The sequence below is a fragment of the Nocardioides sp. NPDC057577 genome (genome assembly GCF_042801335.1).
Taxonomy (GTDB): domain Bacteria; phylum Actinomycetota; class Actinomycetes; order Propionibacteriales; family Nocardioidaceae; genus Nocardioides.
Genome location: NZ_JBHVGB010000144.1, coordinates 1 through 16,484 on the forward strand (window position 1 = coordinate 1; position 16,484 = coordinate 16,484).

General features: G+C 70.4%; 18 protein-coding genes and 2 tRNA genes. 12 read left to right on the forward strand and 8 right to left on the reverse strand.

What is annotated here, in order from left to right:
* Nucleotides 1–51 precede the first annotated feature (51 nt).
* Genes ACFU7D_RS22535 through hutI form a run of 3 tightly spaced genes read left to right on the forward strand, consistent with a single transcriptional unit; the run spans nt 52 to nt 3,715 of the window.
* Nucleotides 52–1,278: an allantoate amidohydrolase gene (locus ACFU7D_RS22535; protein ID WP_378871412.1), complete on the forward strand. Its 1,227-nt coding sequence runs from the start codon at nt 52–54 to the stop codon at nt 1,276–1,278.
* Nucleotides 1,275–2,573 carry a formimidoylglutamate deiminase gene (locus tag ACFU7D_RS22540; RefSeq protein WP_378871414.1) on the forward strand — a complete coding sequence of 433 codons (1,299 nt, stop codon included), beginning with the start codon at nt 1,275–1,277 and terminating at the stop codon, nt 2,571–2,573. Before ACFU7D_RS22535 ends, ACFU7D_RS22540 begins: the two co-directional genes overlap by 4 nt.
* Nucleotides 2,570–3,715, forward strand: coding sequence for an imidazolonepropionase (hutI, locus tag ACFU7D_RS22545; protein ID WP_378871417.1), 1,146 nt, complete (start codon nt 2,570–2,572; stop codon nt 3,713–3,715). The genes ACFU7D_RS22540 and hutI overlap by 4 nt, the downstream gene beginning before the upstream one ends.
* A gap of 1 nt (nt 3,716) precedes the next feature.
* Here the strand turns inward: hutI and ACFU7D_RS22550 are convergent, their stop codons facing one another.
* Nucleotides 3,717–4,289: a helix-turn-helix domain-containing protein gene (locus ACFU7D_RS22550; protein ID WP_378871420.1), complete on the reverse strand. Its 573-nt coding sequence runs from the start codon at nt 4,287–4,289 to the stop codon at nt 3,717–3,719.
* 18 nt (nt 4,290–4,307) lie between these two features.
* On the opposite strand from ACFU7D_RS22550, the gene ACFU7D_RS22555 reads away from it, so the two are divergent.
* Together ACFU7D_RS22555 and ACFU7D_RS22560 are read left to right on the forward strand one after the other, a co-directional pair.
* Nucleotides 4,308–4,817, forward strand: coding sequence for an arsinothricin resistance N-acetyltransferase ArsN1 family B (locus tag ACFU7D_RS22555; protein ID WP_378871423.1), 510 nt, complete (start codon nt 4,308–4,310; stop codon nt 4,815–4,817).
* A 79-nt stretch (nt 4,818–4,896) separates the two neighbouring features.
* Nucleotides 4,897–5,946, forward strand: coding sequence for a lysylphosphatidylglycerol synthase domain-containing protein (locus ACFU7D_RS22560; protein WP_378871426.1), 1,050 nt, complete (start codon nt 4,897–4,899; stop codon nt 5,944–5,946).
* A gap of 237 nt (nt 5,947–6,183) precedes the next feature.
* Here ACFU7D_RS22560 and ACFU7D_RS22565 read toward each other — a convergent pair.
* From ACFU7D_RS22565 to ACFU7D_RS22585, 5 genes are all read right to left on the reverse strand, one after another.
* Nucleotides 6,184–6,259: transfer RNA gene (locus ACFU7D_RS22565), tRNA-Glu, on the reverse strand.
* Nucleotides 6,260–6,322: 63 nt separating this feature from the next.
* Nucleotides 6,323–6,394, reverse strand: a tRNA-Gln gene (locus ACFU7D_RS22570).
* A 122-nt stretch (nt 6,395–6,516) separates the two neighbouring features.
* Entirely contained in the window at nt 6,517–7,455 is a 939-nt protein-coding gene (locus tag ACFU7D_RS22575) for a CPBP family intramembrane glutamic endopeptidase (protein WP_378871429.1), read from the reverse strand.
* Between the two features lie 19 nt (nt 7,456–7,474).
* Entirely contained in the window at nt 7,475–8,965 is a 1,491-nt protein-coding gene (gltX, locus tag ACFU7D_RS22580; RefSeq protein ID WP_378871452.1) for a glutamate--tRNA ligase, read from the reverse strand.
* 50 nt (nt 8,966–9,015) lie between these two features.
* Nucleotides 9,016–9,828, reverse strand: coding sequence for a fumarylacetoacetate hydrolase family protein (locus ACFU7D_RS22585; protein ID WP_378871432.1), 813 nt, complete (start codon nt 9,826–9,828; stop codon nt 9,016–9,018).
* A gap of 61 nt (nt 9,829–9,889) precedes the next feature.
* On the opposite strand from ACFU7D_RS22585, the gene ACFU7D_RS22590 reads away from it, so the two are divergent.
* A complete protein-coding gene (locus tag ACFU7D_RS22590) occupies nt 9,890–10,750 on the forward strand; it encodes a 3-methyladenine DNA glycosylase (protein ID WP_378871434.1) in 861 nt (286 codons plus the stop codon).
* Here the strand turns inward: ACFU7D_RS22590 and ACFU7D_RS22595 are convergent.
* Nucleotides 10,736–11,320 carry a TetR/AcrR family transcriptional regulator gene (locus tag ACFU7D_RS22595; RefSeq protein WP_378871436.1) on the reverse strand — a complete coding sequence of 195 codons (585 nt, stop codon included), beginning with the start codon at nt 11,318–11,320 and terminating at the stop codon, nt 10,736–10,738. The genes ACFU7D_RS22590 and ACFU7D_RS22595 overlap by 15 nt on opposite strands.
* A gap of 48 nt (nt 11,321–11,368) precedes the next feature.
* Between ACFU7D_RS22595 and ACFU7D_RS22600 the strand changes: the two genes are divergently transcribed.
* The 3 genes from ACFU7D_RS22600 (at nt 11,369) to ACFU7D_RS22610 (ending at nt 13,716) form a co-directional block, all read left to right on the forward strand.
* Entirely contained in the window at nt 11,369–11,881 is a 513-nt protein-coding gene (locus ACFU7D_RS22600; RefSeq protein ID WP_378871438.1) for a GNAT family N-acetyltransferase, read from the forward strand.
* Nucleotides 11,882–11,960: 79 nt separating this feature from the next.
* A complete protein-coding gene (locus ACFU7D_RS22605) occupies nt 11,961–13,049 on the forward strand; it encodes an alpha/beta fold hydrolase (RefSeq protein ID WP_378871440.1) in 1,089 nt (362 codons plus the stop codon).
* Nucleotides 13,050–13,095: 46 nt separating this feature from the next.
* On the forward strand, nt 13,096–13,716 hold the full coding sequence (locus tag ACFU7D_RS22610) for a pentapeptide repeat-containing protein (protein WP_378871442.1): 621 nt from the start codon (nt 13,096–13,098) through the stop codon (nt 13,714–13,716).
* A gap of 126 nt (nt 13,717–13,842) precedes the next feature.
* On the opposite strand, the gene ACFU7D_RS22615 is transcribed toward ACFU7D_RS22610, so the two are convergent.
* On the reverse strand, nt 13,843–14,412 hold the full coding sequence (locus ACFU7D_RS22615) for a TetR/AcrR family transcriptional regulator C-terminal domain-containing protein (protein WP_378871445.1): 570 nt from the start codon (nt 14,410–14,412) through the stop codon (nt 13,843–13,845).
* A gap of 111 nt (nt 14,413–14,523) precedes the next feature.
* Here ACFU7D_RS22615 and ACFU7D_RS22620 point away from each other — a divergent pair, with 111 nt between their 5' ends.
* From ACFU7D_RS22620 to ACFU7D_RS22630, 3 genes are read left to right on the forward strand one after another with little or no spacing between them, the layout of a single operon-like run.
* Nucleotides 14,524–15,132, forward strand: coding sequence for a biotin transporter BioY (locus ACFU7D_RS22620; protein ID WP_378871447.1), 609 nt, complete (start codon nt 14,524–14,526; stop codon nt 15,130–15,132).
* Nucleotides 15,125–15,826, forward strand: a complete 702-nt coding sequence (locus ACFU7D_RS22625) for an energy-coupling factor ABC transporter ATP-binding protein (RefSeq protein ID WP_378871449.1) — start codon at nt 15,125–15,127, stop codon at nt 15,824–15,826. Before ACFU7D_RS22620 ends, ACFU7D_RS22625 begins: the two co-directional genes overlap by 8 nt.
* A 2-nt stretch (nt 15,827–15,828) precedes the next feature.
* Nucleotides 15,829–16,428, forward strand: coding sequence for an energy-coupling factor transporter transmembrane component T family protein (locus ACFU7D_RS22630; protein ID WP_378871455.1), 600 nt, complete (start codon nt 15,829–15,831; stop codon nt 16,426–16,428).
* Nucleotides 16,429–16,484: the final 56 nt, after the last annotated feature.

Sequence of the window (16,484 nt, forward strand, 5' to 3'; positions counted from 1 at the left end):
GTCGAGACCAACACATCAGCCTCCGCGAAACGACCTGAACCAAGGACCTGAATGACACTCGACGTCGTCACCCTGCTCACCGAGATCGCTGACATCGGGCGTGACCCGGTGCGTGGTGGCTACTCCCGGCATGTCTACGAGCCGGCCGAGCTGGAGCTGCGCGAGTGGTTCCGGCGTACCTCCGCAGGCCTCGGGCTCGAGGTCGAGACCGACCGCAACGGCAACATCTGGGCCCACTGGGGTCCGCGCGGGGACGGGACGATCGCGATCGGGTCCCACCTCGACTCGGTGCCGGGCGGGGGCGCCTACGACGGCCCGCTCGGCGTCGCCTCCTCCCTCGCCGCCGTCTCGGCGCTGATGGAGGAGGGCTTCATGCCGGCTCGGCCGGTGACGGTCGCCGCGTTCGGCGAGGAGGAGGGATCCCGGTTCGGCATCGCGTGTCTCGGGTCGAAGCTGATGACCGGAGCGCTCCCCGGCGCGAAGGTCGCCGCGCTGGTCGACGAGGCCGGGGTGACGTACGCCGAGGCCTGCCGGGCCGACAGGATCGACCCGGCCGGGCTCGGCCGTGACGAGGAGCGGCTGGCGAGCCTGGCGGCCTTCGTCGAGCTCCACGTCGAGCAGGGCATCGGTCTCGCCGATCTCGAGGCGCCGGTCGCGGTGGCCTCCTCGATCCTGGCCCACGGGCGCTGGAGGCTGGTCTTCTCCGGCGAGGGCAACCACGCCGGGGCGACCCGGATGCGGGACCGTCGCGACCCGGTCGCCGCGATGGCCGCCGCGGTCCTGGCGGCCCAGCGCATCGCGTCGGCCCACGACGGTGCCGACTCCGCCCGGGCCACGATCGGCCGCCTCGTTCCGATCCCGGGCGGCACCAACGTCATCGCCTCCCGAGTGGATGCCTGGCTCGACGTACGCGGCGACACCGACCCGCAGACCCGAGCCCTCCTCGAGGAGATCCTGAGCGCGTCCCACGCGGCCGCGCAGGAGCACGGTTGCACCCTGGAGGTGACCGAGGAATCCTACGTCTCCACCGTCAACTTCGACCCTGACCTGCAACAACGCCTCGTCGGTGCGCTGGGCGGGGTCCCCGTGCTCGCCACCGGCGCCGGCCACGACGCCGGCATCCTCGCCGCTGAGGTCCCCACCGCGATGCTCTTCACCCGCAACCCCACCGGCGTCTCCCACTCCCCCTACGAGACCGCCACCGACGAGGACTGCCGCGCCGGGGCGAAGGCGCTGACCGAGATCGTCCGACTGCTGGCGAGCGAGCCCCGCGGATGACCCGGATCCATGCCGAGCGGGCTCTGGTCGAGGGCCGCGAGCTCACCGGCGTCGTGATCGAGGTGGCCGAGGGCCGCATCACCGCGATCACCCGGGGCGGGAGCACCGAGCCCGCCGACCTCCGTCTCGGCACCGTGCTCGCCGGCTCCGGCAACGCCCACTCCCACGCGTTCCACCGCGCCCTGCGCGGCAGGACGCACGACCAAGGAGGTGACTTCTGGCGCTGGCGCGAGCAGATGTACGCCGTCGCCGACCGCCTCACCCCCGACTCCTACGAACGCCTGGCCGAGGCGGTCTTCGCCGAGATGCTGGTGACCGGCTGGACCACCGTCGCGGAGTTCCACTACGTCCACCACCGCCCCGACGGGACGCCCTACGAGGACCCCAACGCGTTCGGCCTCGCGCTCGCCAGGGCGGCCGACAGCGTCGGCATCCGGCTGACGCTCCTCGACACCCTCTACCTGACCAGCGGGCCGGGCAAGCAGCTTCTGCCGGAGCAGCGACGCTTCGGCGACGGCACCGCCGAGGCCTGGCTCGAGCGCTGGCACCGGCTCCACGAGACGGAGCAGACCGTCGGCGCGGCCATCCACTCCGTCCGCGCCGTCTCTCCCGACGACATCGCGTTCGTCGCCGAGAGACTGCCCGCCGATGCGCCCCTCCATGTCCATCTCTCCGAGCAGCCCGCGGAGAACGAGCAGTCACTGGCGAGCTACGGCCGGACGCCCACCCAGGTCCTCGCCGACGCCGGCGCCCTCTCGCCGCGCACCTGGCTGGTCCACGCGACCCACCTGACCGACGACGACATGGCGCTGATCGCCGGATCCGGTGCGGGCGTGGTGATGTGCCCGACCACCGAGGCCGACCTCGGTGACGGCATCGGCCCCGCGCGCGAGCTCGCCGAGGCAGGAGTGCGGATCGCGCTCGGCTCCGACCAGAACGCCGTCATCGACCCGTGGCTCGAGGTGCGCGGTCTGGAGGCTGGCGAACGGCTCCGCAGCCGGCAGCGCGGACGTTTCTCACCCGGCGACCTCGAAACCGCCCGCACGAGCGCCGGCTACGCCGCCTCCGGCATCCCCGGCGGCCTCCGGGTCGGGGCCTGCGCCGACCTGGTCGAGCTCGACCCCGATTCCGTACGCACCACCGGAGCCGCCCTCGACCAGCTCGCCCTGGTGGCCACCGCCACCGACGTGACCACGGTCGTCGTCGGCGGGCGCGTCGTGGCCGAGGGCGGCCGCCTGGCCGACGGCCGTGACCCGGCGTTCCTGCTGACCGAAGCGCTGAAGGAGCTCAGATGAGCCTGCTGCTGACGAACATCGGCGAGCTGACCACCCACACCGACGAGCACGGCACCCTCCAGGATGCGGCGCTGGTGATCGAGGACGGCCGCGTCGCCTGGATCGGCCCCGCCGACCGGGCTCCCGCCGCCGACACCCGCGAGGACCTCGAGGGCCGCGCGGTGCTCCCGGGCTGGGTCGACTCCCACACCCACCTGGTCTCGATGGGCGACCGGGCCGAGGAGTTCGTCGACCGGATGGCCGGCCGGCCCTACGAAGCCGGCGGGATCATGCGTACGGTCGACGCCACCCGCGCCGCCACCGACGACGACCTCCAGGCTCGGGCGCGCAGGCTGCGGGGTGAGGCGTTCCGCGGCGGCACGACGACGATCGAGGCCAAGACCGGCTACGGCCTCGACGTCGAGACCGAGCATCGCCTGGCCAGGGTCAGCGCCGAGCACGCCGAGGTGGTCACCTACCTCGGCGCTCACGTCGTGCCCGCGGGCGCCGACCGCCGCGCCTACATCGACCTCGTGACCGGCCCGATGCTGGCAGCCGTCGCCCCCCATGCGACCTTCATCGACGTCTTCTGCGAGACGGGCGCGTTCGACGTGGAGGAGTCCCGCGAGATCCTCCGGGCCGGCCGTGATGCCGGGCTCGGGCTCAAGGTCCACGGCAACCAGCTCGGTGAGTCCGGCGGGGTCCAGCTGGCCGTCGAGCTGGGCGCGCGGAGCGTCGACCACTGCAACCACCTGAGCGCGAAGGACGTCGAGGCGCTCGCCGGCTCCGACACGGTCGCCACCATCCTGCCCGCCTGCGACCTCTCCACCCGCGAGCCGTTCCCGCCCGCTCGCGACCTGGTCGATGCCGGCGCCACGATCGCGATCGCCTCCAACTGCAACCCCGGCTCGTCGTTCACGACCTCGATGGGGTTCTGCGTCGCCACCGCCGTCCTCCAGCAGCGCCTGACCTTCGAGGAGGCCCTGTGGGCGGCGACGGTCGGCGGCGCCACGGCGCTCGGCCTCGACGACTCGACGGGACGGATCAGCGAGGGTGGCCGCGCCGATCTGCAGGCGCTCGATGCCCCCACCGCCAAGCACCTGGCCTACCGCCCCGGGGTTCCCCTCACCCACAAGGTCTGGAGCAGGGGAAACCCGGTGTGACTCAGCCGCGCCGCTTGCCGATCACGACCAGGTAGCGGCAGGGCGCGTCGGTCGGGTTGACGAAGACGCAGTCGGCAGGCGGCCCCAGCTGCAGGCAGTCACCCGCGTCGAGCTCGTGGACGAGGTCACCCTCGACGAACCGCAGATGCCCCGAGAGAACCCAGATCTGCTGCTCCTTGAAGTGGTACGCCGAGGCGGGCGACGCCACCGACGCACCGGCCGGGAACTCCACCTCGACCAGCTCCAGGATCCCGCGCGCGGGCGGTGAGACAGCGCGGCGTACGTAGCCGGTCTCGGGATCCGTCCACTCGGTCTGCTCCGAGCGCCGGGCCACGCGCACGGCATCCCCCTCGGCCCTCGCGATCAGCTCGGACAGGGTCAGCTCCAGCGCCCCGGAGAGGCGGGTGAGCAGGACCGCGGTCGGCTGTGCCTCGCCCCGCTCGATCTTCGAGATCATCGCTCGGGAGACCCCGGACGCCTCCGCGAGGCCCGCGACGGTCATCCCGAGCGACTCCCGCGCCGACCTGATGTTGGACGCCAGGGCCTCACCGAACTTGTCACTATCGTCAGCCACGCGACTACTATAGGAGACATGCCTTCTGCCTGGACCATTCGCCACGCGACGCCCGCGGACGCGGCCGCCTGCGCGGCGATCTATGAGCCGTACGTCCGCGACACCGTCATCTCCTTCGAGACCGAACCGCCGTCGACCGAGGAGATGGCCGACCGCATCAGGGCGGCCCAGAAGGAGCACGCCTGGCTCGTCCTGGAGATCGAGGGCGAAACCGGCCCGCAGGTCCTCGGCTACGCGTACGCCACCCAGCACCGCACCCGCGCCGCCTACCGCTGGGCCTGCGACGTGAGCATCTATCTCGACCAGGACCGGCGCGGAAACGGCGCCGGCAAGGCCCTGTACGCGGCCCTCTTCCCGGTCCTGAAAGAGCGCGGCTACCACCGGGCGCTGGCCGGGATCGCGATCCCGAACGATGCCAGCATCGGGATCCATCGCTCCTTCGGGTTCACCGAGGTCGGGACGTACCGCCGGATCGGGTGGAAGTTCGACGCCTGGCATGACGTCACCTGGATGCAGCTCGATCTCTAGCGTGCGGCCGATGATCTCCGGCGCGAAGGGCCACCTGACCTGCTAGCCCTTCGACAGCGACGACCGTAATGTGGCCAGCATGCCGACGCTCAGCTCGAGGTCAAGACGACGCTGGACGCGGCTCTTGATACTCGTCGCCGCCGTCGTGATCGCGGTCGTGATCATCGACAGGGTCGGCAAAGTCGACTGGCCCGCGGTCTGGGACGGATTGAGCCATCTGACTTGGTGGCAGCCACTGATCCTGCTGATGATGGTTGCCGCACGCCAGCTGCTCAAGGCCAGCCCGCTGCATTTCTACATCGAGAACGTGTCGCTGGGTCGCGCGACGCAGAACGATCTCGGCGCCATTCTGATGGCGACGATTGCCCCGGCACCTGCCGACTATGCGATGCGGGTGGCGATGTTCACCTCGTGGGGGGTCTCGGCGGCCCGCGGTCTGGCGGGCGCGACCATGAACACCGTGACCGTGATGATGGTGCGGTTCGCGCTGCCGCTGGTCGGCTTCATCATGCTCGTGATGATCGGCGGCGACTTCTCCTATCGCTGGGCCGACCTGCTCAGCCTGCTGATCTCCGCCGCGATTGCTGCATGTGTGGTGGTCGTGCTCCACAGCGATGCGCTCGCGCGCGCTTTTGGGATCCACGCCGGCCGGATCGTCGGCAGGATTCGGCACAGCGTCGACCCCGAACGCTGGGCGCAGAGCTGCATCGACTTCCGGGGCCACATCTCCGCTCGCGTCCGCTACGGCTTCCCGCGGTCGCTGGTCGGGGTCGTCGCAATGGTGCTGGCCGACCTGGTCATCGTGGTGTCCTGCCTGCGGTTCGTGGGCGTGTCCGCCGCCGAGGTCGGGGTCGTCGACATCGCCATCGCCTACAGCTTCGCGTTTCCACTGACGATCCTGCCCTTCAGCGGCATCGCGATCGTCGACTCACTCATCATCGCCGCACTGGTCCAGAGCGGCGGACATGCCGTGGAGGCCCCGGCGCTCGCGGCCCTCGTCATCTGGCGGGTCTACACCCTGGGCGTCCCGGCGCTCGCGGGGCTGGTGGCCATCGGGCTGTGGCGGCGCACGACCCGGCGCCCGGCGACGGATGCCGCCCTCGCCGGGCACGAGCCCGAGTCGCCCTGACCACCGCACCGTCGGCTTCCGCACCCATCGGACCCGGCGCAGCCCCCACGCGAGGAGTTTCGCTGCGGATGCGTCAGTGCTCGCCGCGGCGCCTGCGCGCCACGACCCCGAACCTGGCACCGCAGAGGAGCAGCAGAGCCGCCACCAGCAGCCCGGCGCCCAGCACCGAATCCTGCTCGTAGCCTCAGAGCAGGAGTGCGAAGAGCCCCGAGTCAGTGACTCGGGGCTCTTCCTGCGTGGTACCCCCGACCGGATTTGAACCGGCGTTACCGCCGTGAGAGGGCGACGTCCTAGGCCGCTAGACGACGGGGGCTTGCAGCGGGTGAAACCTTAGCGAACCGCTTCGGTGACTCCCAAATCCTCCGGAGAGGATCCGCTGGGCTACTAGGACTCGAACCTAGAATAACTGGACCAGAACCAGTCGTGTTGCCAATTACACCATAGCCCATCGCCTTGCTCGACTTAGCTTCACAAGGACGATTCGGCCCTCAGGATTTCTCCCTCGAACCGAGAGTGAACATTACCGGCGAGGCCCCCGGGCGACGAAATCGGCACGCCCTTCGGCCCACTTCACGTGCTCTTCGTCGTGGTCGAGAGACCCACCGACCGCGCAGCCCACACGGTGAGCGCCAGGAAGACGCCTGACTGGACCAGGGTGACCGGGATCCGCCACCACGACCCTTCGGTGGTGTTGAGCACCGTCGAGATGTCGCCGAAGGCCACCGCCATGCCGAGGCTGACGAAGTTGTTGAGGACATGCATCGCGATGCCCGCCTCGATGCCCCCGGTGGCGATGACACAGATGCCGGCGACGATGCCGAAGGCGAACCGGTCCAGGAACAGCGGCAGGTCCTGGGAGCCGTGGGCGAAGGCGAACAGGAGCGCGGTGATCGTCACCGAGACGGTCCGGGCGCCCGCCATCCCGCCGAAGAGCGACCCGAAGGTCTGGAAGATGTAGCCGCGAAAGAGGTATTCCTCCCCCGCCGCCTGCAGCGGGGTGAGGAGCACGATCACGAGCACGAAGTCGCGCATGGTGCTCGTGTAGGGGTTGAGCGTGCTGGGGCCGAGGTCGTCGCCCGGGATCGGCAGCCGGGAGGCGACGATGACGGTGACCACCATGGTGATCGCGGCGATCCCGAGACACTGCAGCAGCCACGACCAGCGGATCCGTCGCTCGACCGAGGCCAGCCAGCCCGGCCGCAGACCGTGCAGCGCCCAGCACAGGAGCATCGCCGCCGGGATCGCCCCGGCCAACGACAACAGCAGGAACGCCAGCGACTCCGGGGTGACGACCTCAACGTCGGCGACCGCTGGCATCGCGGTGGCTACGTCGTTGCCGGTGAGCCTGAAGAAGAGCTCGAACCCGACAAGCACCACCGCCGGCGAGACGAAGAAGACACACAGTCCGATCAGGATGAGTCCGATCAGAGGTCGCCCCCAGCCGCTGCGCCCGCTGCGCTGCACCTGGTAGTACGCCAGTCCCGAGGGCGGCTCCATGACCGTGCTCATCCTGCCCGTCCTGCCACGTTCAGCCCTTCCCGAGAACCGCCTTCAGGCGGCCCAGCGTACGCTCCCGACCGAGCAGCTCGATGGATTCGAACAGTGGCGGGCTGATCCGCTTGCCCGTCACCGCGACCCGCACCGGGCCGTACGCCTTGCGCGGCTTGAGCCCGAGACCATCGATCAGGGCCGCGGTCAGCGCGTCCTGGATCTCGGCCGTCGACCATGTGTGGAGACCCACGAGCGCGTCGCGCGAAGCCCGGACGACGCCCAGGCCCTCCTCGTCGAGCAGCTTGGCGGCGTCCTCCTCGTCGAGCGCGAAGTCTGCCTCCGGTACGAAGAGGAAGCGCAGCATGTCGGAGGCCTCGCCGAGCTTGTTGATCCGCTCGGCGACCAGCGGCATCGCGGCCTCGAGCATCTGCGCGTCGGCGTCGTGCACCGGGTCGCCGATGACGCCGTCGGCCTTGAGGTAGGGAATCACCCGGTGGGTGATCTCCTCGACCGGCAGCAGCCGCATGTGGGAGGCGTTGATCGCCTCCGCCTTCTTGACGTCGAAGCGGGCCGGGTTCTTGACCACGTCGTGGATCTCGAAGGCCTCGACCATCTCCTCCATGGTGAAGATGTCGCGGTCGGCCGCGATCGCCCAGCCGAGCAGCGCCACGTAGTTGAGCAGCCCCTCGGGCAGGAACCCCTCCTCGCGGTACTTCAGCGCGTGCGCCTCCGGGTCGCGCTTGGAGAGCTTCTTGTTGCCCTGGCCCATGACGTAGGGCAGGTGGCCGAACGCGGGAGCACGCTCGGCCAGGCCGACCTCGACGAACGCGTCGAAGAGCGCGATCTGCCGAGGGGTCGAGGAGAGCAGGTCCTCGCCGCGGAAGACGTGGGTGATGTTCATGGTGGCGTCGTCGACCGGCGCCGTGAGCGTGTAGAGCGGGTCTCCGTTGGCACGCGCGAGCGCGTAGTCGGGGACGTGCTTGGTCTCGAAGGTCACCTCGCCGCGGACGAGGTCGTCGAAGGTGATCGAGCCCTTGGGCATGCGGAACCGCGGGACCGAGGAACGGCCCTCGGCCTCGTACGCCTTGATCTGGTCCTCGCTCAGGTCACGGCAGTGGTTGTCGTACCCCTGCGCCGGCGCCTCGCCCTTGATCCCCTCGGCCTTCGCGGCCTTGTAGGCGGCCAGGCGCTGCTCGTAGCGGGCGGTGGTCTCCTCGCCGGTGCAGTAGCACTCGTAGACATGGGAGGAGGCGCGCAGACGACCGAGCGCGTCGGCGTAGATCTCCGAGCGCTCCGACTGGCGGTAGGGGCCGTAGGGCCCGCCGACCTCGACGCCCTCGTCCCAGTCGAGACCGAGCCAGCGCATCAGGTCGATGAGCCCGTCGTAGGACTCCTGGGTGTTGCGGGCCTTGTCGGTGTCCTCGATGCGGAAGACGAAGGTGCCACCGTGGTGGCGCGCGAAGGCCCAGTTGAACAGGGCGGTCCGGACCAGACCCACGTGGGGTGAGCCGGTCGGGCTGGGCGCCATCCGGACGCGGTAGTTCTTCGGGTCGAGGGTCCCGGTCAAATCATTGCCAGTCAACGCTGTGCCACCTTGTTCGTCAGAGCTCCGAGCCCCTCGACGAAGATCTCGATCTCGTCGCCGGGCTCCATGGGGCCGACACCCTCGGGGGTGCCGGTGAGGATCACATCGCCCGGCAGCAGCGTCATGACGCTGCTGATGTGGGCGATCAGCTTCGGGATGTCGTGGACGAGGTCCTTCGTGGACCCGTCCTGGACGACATCCCCGTTGAGGAAGGTCTGGATACGTACGCCGGCGGCGAGCTGCTCCGGCTCGACGTCGGTCTCGATCCAGGGACCGAGCGGGCAGAAGGTGTCGTAGCCCTTCGCCTGGGAGAAGTGCTTGAGCCGCCGCTGGACGTCGCGCGCGGTGACGTCGTTGGCGACCGTCATCCCGTAGATGACGTCCTTCACCTTCGCCTCCGGGACGTCGCGGCAGATCCGGCCGATCACGATCGCGAGCTCGCCCTCGAAGTGGAGGTCCTCGACGTTGCTCGGTCGCTGGATCGTGTCGCCGGGGCCGCAGACCGCGGTGTTGGGCTTGATGAAGAAGAGCGGCTCGGCCGGAACCTCGTTGCCGAGCTCGGCCGCGTGCTTGGCGTAGTTGCGGGCGACCGCGACCACCTTGCTGCGCGGGATCACCGGCGCGAGCAGCTTGACGTCTTCGAACTTGTGGACCTGGTCGGTGATGTTGACCCCGGAGAACAGCGGGTCGCCCTGGAGCGCGACGACGGTCGCGTCCTCGCTGAGCTGGCCGTAGCCGTCGAGGTCCCCCATGACGACGCCGAACTGGGGCTCGCCACCCTTGGTCGTGAATCTGGCGATGCGCACGTGCTGAGCCTATCCGGACCCGTCGCCACGATTCACTTCACTATGCGCTGCCTTCGTAGGCTTGTACGTCGTGGAGGTGCTGTCGCGTTCGGAGTGGACCGCTCGCGCGGACGCCCACCGCGCGCGTCTGGCGCCCTACGTCGAGCCGCATCTCGCCCGCCGCGGCGCCCGGGTCAAGCACCCGGTCAACGACTTCCTGTTCACCTACTACTCCTACCGGCCCGCCCAGCTGCTGCGCTGGCACCCGGGGTTCGGGGTGACGCTGTCGGACGCTTCGGAGTACGCGTCGTTGCGCGGCTACGCCGACGGCACCGTCTCGGCCGGCTTCCTCGCCGACAAGCGCCTGTTGATCGAGACGCTCCTGAAGCTGCTTCGGGCCACCTCTGGTCGTGAGGGCAACTTCGGCTGCTTCGGCCTCCACGAGTGGGCGATGGTCTACCGGCTGACCCCGGAGCAGGTACGCCACGCCGACTGGCCGCTGCGCCTCGGTGCCGCCGGCACCGACCGCGTGGTCGAGTCCCACCGCATCGCCTGCAGCCACTTCGACGCGTACCGCTTCTTCACTCCCCCGGCTCTGCCGCTCAACACGCTCTCCCCGCGATCGGACGACCGCTCTGCCTTCGAGCAGCCGGGGTGCCTGCACGGCAACATGGACCTCTACAAGCACGCCTTCCGGCTCTCGCCGCTGGTCTCCTCCGACCTCGTCGCCGACTGCTTCGAGCTCGCCTGGGACATCCGCACGATGGACATGAAGGCCGCCCCCTACGACCTCGCCGAGCTCGACCTCGACCCGATCCGCATCGAGACCGCCGCAGGGAAGCAGGAGTACGCCGCCGCCCAGCGCGCCTTCGCCGAGCGCGCCGCCCCGCTCCGGGAGCGGCTGATCGCCGAGTGCGAACGGCTCGTGTCAGAGCTCGGCTGAGCTGCCGAGGATCCCTGCCTGGAGCTCGACGGCGGTGGTGACGCGCTCGACGTCGCCGGTGGCGAGCAGGTCGAGGAGGGCGCCGCGCAGGGTGGCGAGGGCGAGGGTGCGGCGGACGAGGCCGTGCTCGGTGGTCTGCTCGGACTCCGGCTGGCAGGCGGCGAGGACGGCGAGCCAGTCGTTGACGGTCGACTCGGCGAAGCCGGCCCAGGGGCCGTCGGGCTCGACCAGGGAGCGCGCGTACGCCTCGGCCCACAGGCGTAGGAGCGGGCGGTGGTCCTCGGCGGCGAGCCAGGTCCAGACGTGTCTGGTCGCCTCGGGCAGGCCGGTGGCTGCGCCGTTCAGGGGCTCGATCATCGCCAGCTCGTCGGATCGCGCGCGGGCCAGCAGCGCCTTGACCAGCCCGTCCTTGTTGCCGAACAGGAACATCAGCACGCGCGGGCTCGAGCCGATCGCGGCGGCCACCGGGCGCAGCGAGAGATCGGCGAGACCGTGCTCGAGGGCATAGGCGTAGGCAGCCTCGAGCAGCTCGGTCTTGCGGGCCGAAGGAGTTGGCTCCGGTGTGCTCATGGGCCTAGCATAACTCCTACTGAAACAGTCGTGTCAGTAGGAGGCAAGATGACACACACAGAGCGAGGCGCGCGGGTGAACGTCCGCCGCGCCGACCGTCCCGGCGACCTGGGCTGGATGGTGATGACCCACGGCGAGATCTATGCCGAGCAGTTCGGCTGGACCACCGAGTTCGAGGCGCTGGTCGCCCGGATCGTGGCCGACTTCGCCGCCGACCATGACCCCGCGAGGGAGGCTGCCTGGATCGCCGAGGTCGACGGCCGGCGCGCCGGCTGCATCCTCTTGGTCTCCGGCGAGCAGCCCGGCGTCGCCAAGCTGCGGATCCTGCTGGTCACCGCCGCGGCCCGGGGCCACGGGGTGGGCTCGCGCCTGGTCGAGGCGTGCCTCGACTTCGCCCGCTCGACGGGATATCAGCAGGTCACCCTGTGGACCAACGACATCCTGGCCTCCGCTCGCCGGATCTACGAGGCGTACGGCTTCGTCCTCTCCGACGAGGAGAAGCACCACAGCTTCGGCCACGACCTCGTCGGCCAGACCTGGACCCTCGATCTGCGCGCCTGAGCCACTGCGTAACAGACGTCACACGCGGTGTGCGCTGCTCCCGCCGTGACCTCGATCGGCGGGATACGTTGATCCCACAATGGCCATCCTTCCCCACCCCCGAAAAGCTGCCGCTTCGATCGCCACCACGGTCGGCGCCGCGGCGGGGAACGTCGCGCACTCGCTGCTCTATGGCGGGCTCGCCGACCTGCGGCCGATGCCGCGTACGTTGATCGACGACGGCACCCGGCGCGAGCTCTACCACTACCGGCCGGCGGCGGGCGAGACTCCCGAGGGCGACCCGGTGCTGCTGGTCACGCCGCTCGCGGCCCCGGCGATCTGCTACGACCTGCGGCGCGGCTGCTCGGTCGTCGAGCACCTGGTGGGGACGGACCGGCCGACCTATCTGGTCGAGTACGGCGAGGTGAACTTCGCCGACCGCAGCCTCGGCATCGAGCACTGGATCGCGCACGTCGTGCCGGAGGCGATCCGGTCGGTCTCCGAGCACGCGGGCGGGCGACCGGTGCACGTGGTCGGCTGGTCGCTGGGCGGGATCTTCACGATGCTCGCCGCCGCCGACTCCCCCGACCTCCCGATCGCCTCGCTGGCGGTGCTCGGCTCGCCCTGCGACGTACGTCAGGTGCCGTTGATCGCGCCGCTGCGGCCGCTGCTCAACCTGCCGCCGGGCAACCTGGTCACCACGGCCTACCAGGCCTTCGGGGGCGCCCCGAAGCCGCTGGTCAGGTGGGCTTTCCAGATCTCCTCGGTCGACAAGATGTTCACCAAGCCGGTCGCGAAGCTGTCCAACCTGGCCGACCGTGAGTTCCTCGCCCAGCTCGAGGCGGTCGACCGGTTCACCGACAACATCATCGCCTACCCGGGGCGTACGTTCGGGCAGCTCTATCACCACTTCTTCCGAACGAATGCGCTGTTCAGCGGGCAGATCGACCTCAGCGACGACCACTCCGTCTACCTGCGCGACGTCAAGCAGCCCACGCTCGTCGTCGCCGGTGCCAACGACGGTATCGGCCCCGTCGCCGCCGTCCGGCCGCTGGTCGACCTGCTCACCGGCGCCGAGGAGCTCCGCTTCGAGATCGTCCCCGGCGGCCATCTCGGCCTCCTCACCGGCCGCGCCGCCCGGGACAACACCTGGCCCCTGCTCGACGAGTGGTTCACCCAGCACGACTGAGTTGTCGGTGGCGGGGTTGTCGGTGGCGGGTGGCAGGGTGTGCGCCATGCCAAACCCACCCGCCGAGGCGACCGACGAGCACTTCCGCAACGAGGACTGGTACGCGGCCGAGCTCACCGGGGCTCGGTTCGTCGACTGCGTCTTCACCGATGTCGATCTCACCGAGGCGACGACGTCGGCGGCGCTCTTCGAGAACTGCACCTTCCACGGCGGCCGGTTCAACGCCTCCACCCATGTCGGCTCGGCGTTCGTCGGCTGTGACTTCCGGCGTACGAACTTCTTCGACTCGACCTTCGAGGGCTGCAAGCTCAGCGGGAGCGAGTTCTCGGGCTGCACGCTGCGGCCGCTGAAGGTGAGCGGCGGCGTCTGGCGCGGGGTCTCGCTGCGCGGCGCCAACCTGGCCCGGCTCGACCTGTCCGGCCTGGACCTGCGCGACGCCGACCTGTCCCTGGCCGACCTCACCGACGCGGTCCTGCGAGACACCCGCCTCGACGGAGCGACGCTCCAGGAGACGACGCTGCACAGCGCCGATCTCCGCGGCGCCGATCTCGACCGCGTCGATCTCACCGTGGCGTCGCTGCGCGCCACGAAGCTCGACCTCGCCGGCGCCGTGATGCTCGCCGAGCTGCACGGCGCGGAGGTCGACGCCCTCAGCGCCGGCGACTGACCTGCCGAGGCGTCACCCCGGTCGCCCGAAGCGTCACTGCCGTCGGCCGAGACGGCATGCCGGTGACCTCTCGGCCGACGCCAGCGACCTCTCGGCCGACGCGAGTGACGCCTCGGCGGCGGGTTGTCAGCTGTTCGAGGAGGCCTCGCGGACGACCTTGGCCATCGAGATCCCGGCAGCGATCAGGCCCAGACCGGTGACGAAGTCGTCGGTGTCGCGTACGTCGTCCTCGATGGCGCCCGCGGCGGCGGCCTGGAGGTGGGTCTGCTCGTCGACGGCGTGGCCGTAGACGAAGTGGAGCAGGGTGCGGGCGGCGACGGGGGCGAGATCGCCCAGACCGCCGTCGCTCAGCGCCGCGACGAGGTCGTCGTGGGGCTGGGTCGCGCCCAGCCCGAAGGCCCAGACCGTGGCGACGACCTCGGCGCCGTCGCGATAGGCGAGCAGCGAGTCGCGCAGATCGGTGCAGATGCCGGTGACGCGTACGTCCCAGGCTCCCGACGGCTCGTGCCGGCCGCGGAGCAGGATCTCGTCGGCCACCGCGGCCAGCAGGGACTGCTTGTTCGCGAAGTGGTGGTAGAGCGCGCTGGGGCGTACGCCGAGCTCGGCGCCCAGACGGCGCATCGTCAGGTCGGCGAGACCGTAGTCGTCGAGGACCTGCAGCGCACGGGCGACGACGTCCTCACGGCGGTATCGCATGTTGCTCCCAGGGGCCGGGTGATGGGACGAAGTGGACGAAGACGTACGTCGACCTTAACCTGAACACCGTTCACCTGACCAAGGTTCAGGTCTGAGTACGCAGGAGCGAGTATGACCGAGTCCCCCACGACCACCGACGAGACCCCGGCGACCAGGTCGTCGCGGCTCGACACCACCGACCTCGCACTGATCGCCGCGTTCGCGGCCCTGATCGCGGTCTGCTCCTACCTCGCCGCCATCCCGATGGGCGGCGCCGGCGTACCGCTGACGCTGCAGGGCTTCGCGCTCCTGCTGACCGGCGCCCTGCTGGGCCCGCTGCGCGGCACCGCCGCCGTGGTGCTCTACCTGCTCCTCGGCGTCGCCGGCCTCCCCGTCTTCGCCGGCCATGCCGCCGGGCCCGGTGTCTTCGTCGGCGTGACCGGCGGCTACCTGTGGTCCTTCCCGCTCATGGTGCTCGCCGTCGGCCTGCTGGTGAAGTACGTCCTGCGTACCCGACGGACCAACCCCCTTCTCGTCTTCGCCGCCTGTGTCGTCGGCGTCGTGATCAACCACGTCGGCGGCATCATCGGGATGGCCATCGTGCTCCACGTCAGCCTGCTCGAGGCGGCGGCGTTCGACGCCCCCTACTGGATCGGCGACCTGATCAAGGCCGCCGTCGCCGCGGTCGTCGCCTCCCAGGTCCACCGCGCCTTCCCGAAGCTGCTCGCCCGACGTGCCTGAGATCCGCTTCGAGGCCGCCGAGGTCCGGGTCGAGTCCCCGGATCTCGGCGGCGAGCGCACCATCCTGCAGCCCACCACCCTGACCCTGACCGAGCAGCGGATCGGGATCGTCGGGAGCAACGGCTCCGGCAAGTCGACCCTCGCTCGGATGATCAACGGCCTGGTCGCACCCAGCGCGGGGAGCGTCTCCGTCGGCGGCCTCGACGTGGCCCGCAAGGGCGCCGCCGTACGCCGGCGTGTCGGGTTCACGTTCACCGACCCCGCCGCCCAGCTGGTGATGCCGACCTGCGTCGAGGACGTCGAGCTGTCGTTGCGCCGGACGGTGAAGGATCGCGTACGCCGCCGGGAGCTCGCCCTCGAGACCCTGGCCCGCTTCGGCCTGGCCGAGCGTGCCGAGGTGAGCGTCCATGCCCTGTCCGGGGGCCAGCGGCAGCTGCTCGCCCTGGCCGGCGTGCTCGCCACCTCACCGGACGTGCTGGTCACCGACGAGCCGACCACACTCCTCGATCTGCGCAACACCCGCATGGTCGGCGACCTGCTCTTCTCACTGCCCCAGCAGCTGGTCCTCGTCACCCACGACCTCGACCTCGTACGCCGCTGCGACCGCGTCCTCGTCGTCGAGGACGGCCGGGTCTGCTACGAGGGCGACGCCGACGCCGCCGTCAAGCACTACGTCAGGACGGTCGAGGCGTGAGCATGACCGTCGGGCTCTACCGCCCGGGCGACACCGTGCTGCACCGGCTTCCGGTGGGCGCCAAGCTGCTCGGGCTGGCCGTGCTCAGCGTGGCCATCGTGGCGCTGCGCGGGCCGCGCATCGCGGTCGGGTTCCTCGTGGTCGCCGTCGTGTTCGCGCTCATCGGCCGGCTCGACCTGTCCGCGACCGCGCGGGCGCTGCGCGCCGTGCTGGTCATCGCCGTGCTCGTCGCACTGCTCCAGTGGTGGCTGTTCACCTTCGACCGGGCGCTGGAGTCCCTGCTCGACCTCGTCTCGCTCGCCCTGCTGGCCCTCACCCTGACCGTGACCACACCGACGACCGAGACCCTCGACGCCGTCGTCCGCTGGATCGGCCCGCTCCGCCGCGTCGGGCTCGACCCCGAGCGGGTCGCGCTCACGATCGCGATGGCCATCCAGGCCCTCCCCGGCACCCTCGCGCTGGGCGTCGAGACCCGCGACGCCGCCCGGGCCCGCGGCCTCGGCCGGTCCCCCAGGGCGTACCTCACGCCCTTTGTCATCCGCGTCGTCGCCCGCGCCCATGAGACCGGTGACGCCCTCAAGGCCCGCGGCCTCGGCGACTGACCCCAGCCGAGGCGTCACCCCGGTCGGCCGAAGCGTCACTCCGGTCGGCCGAGTTG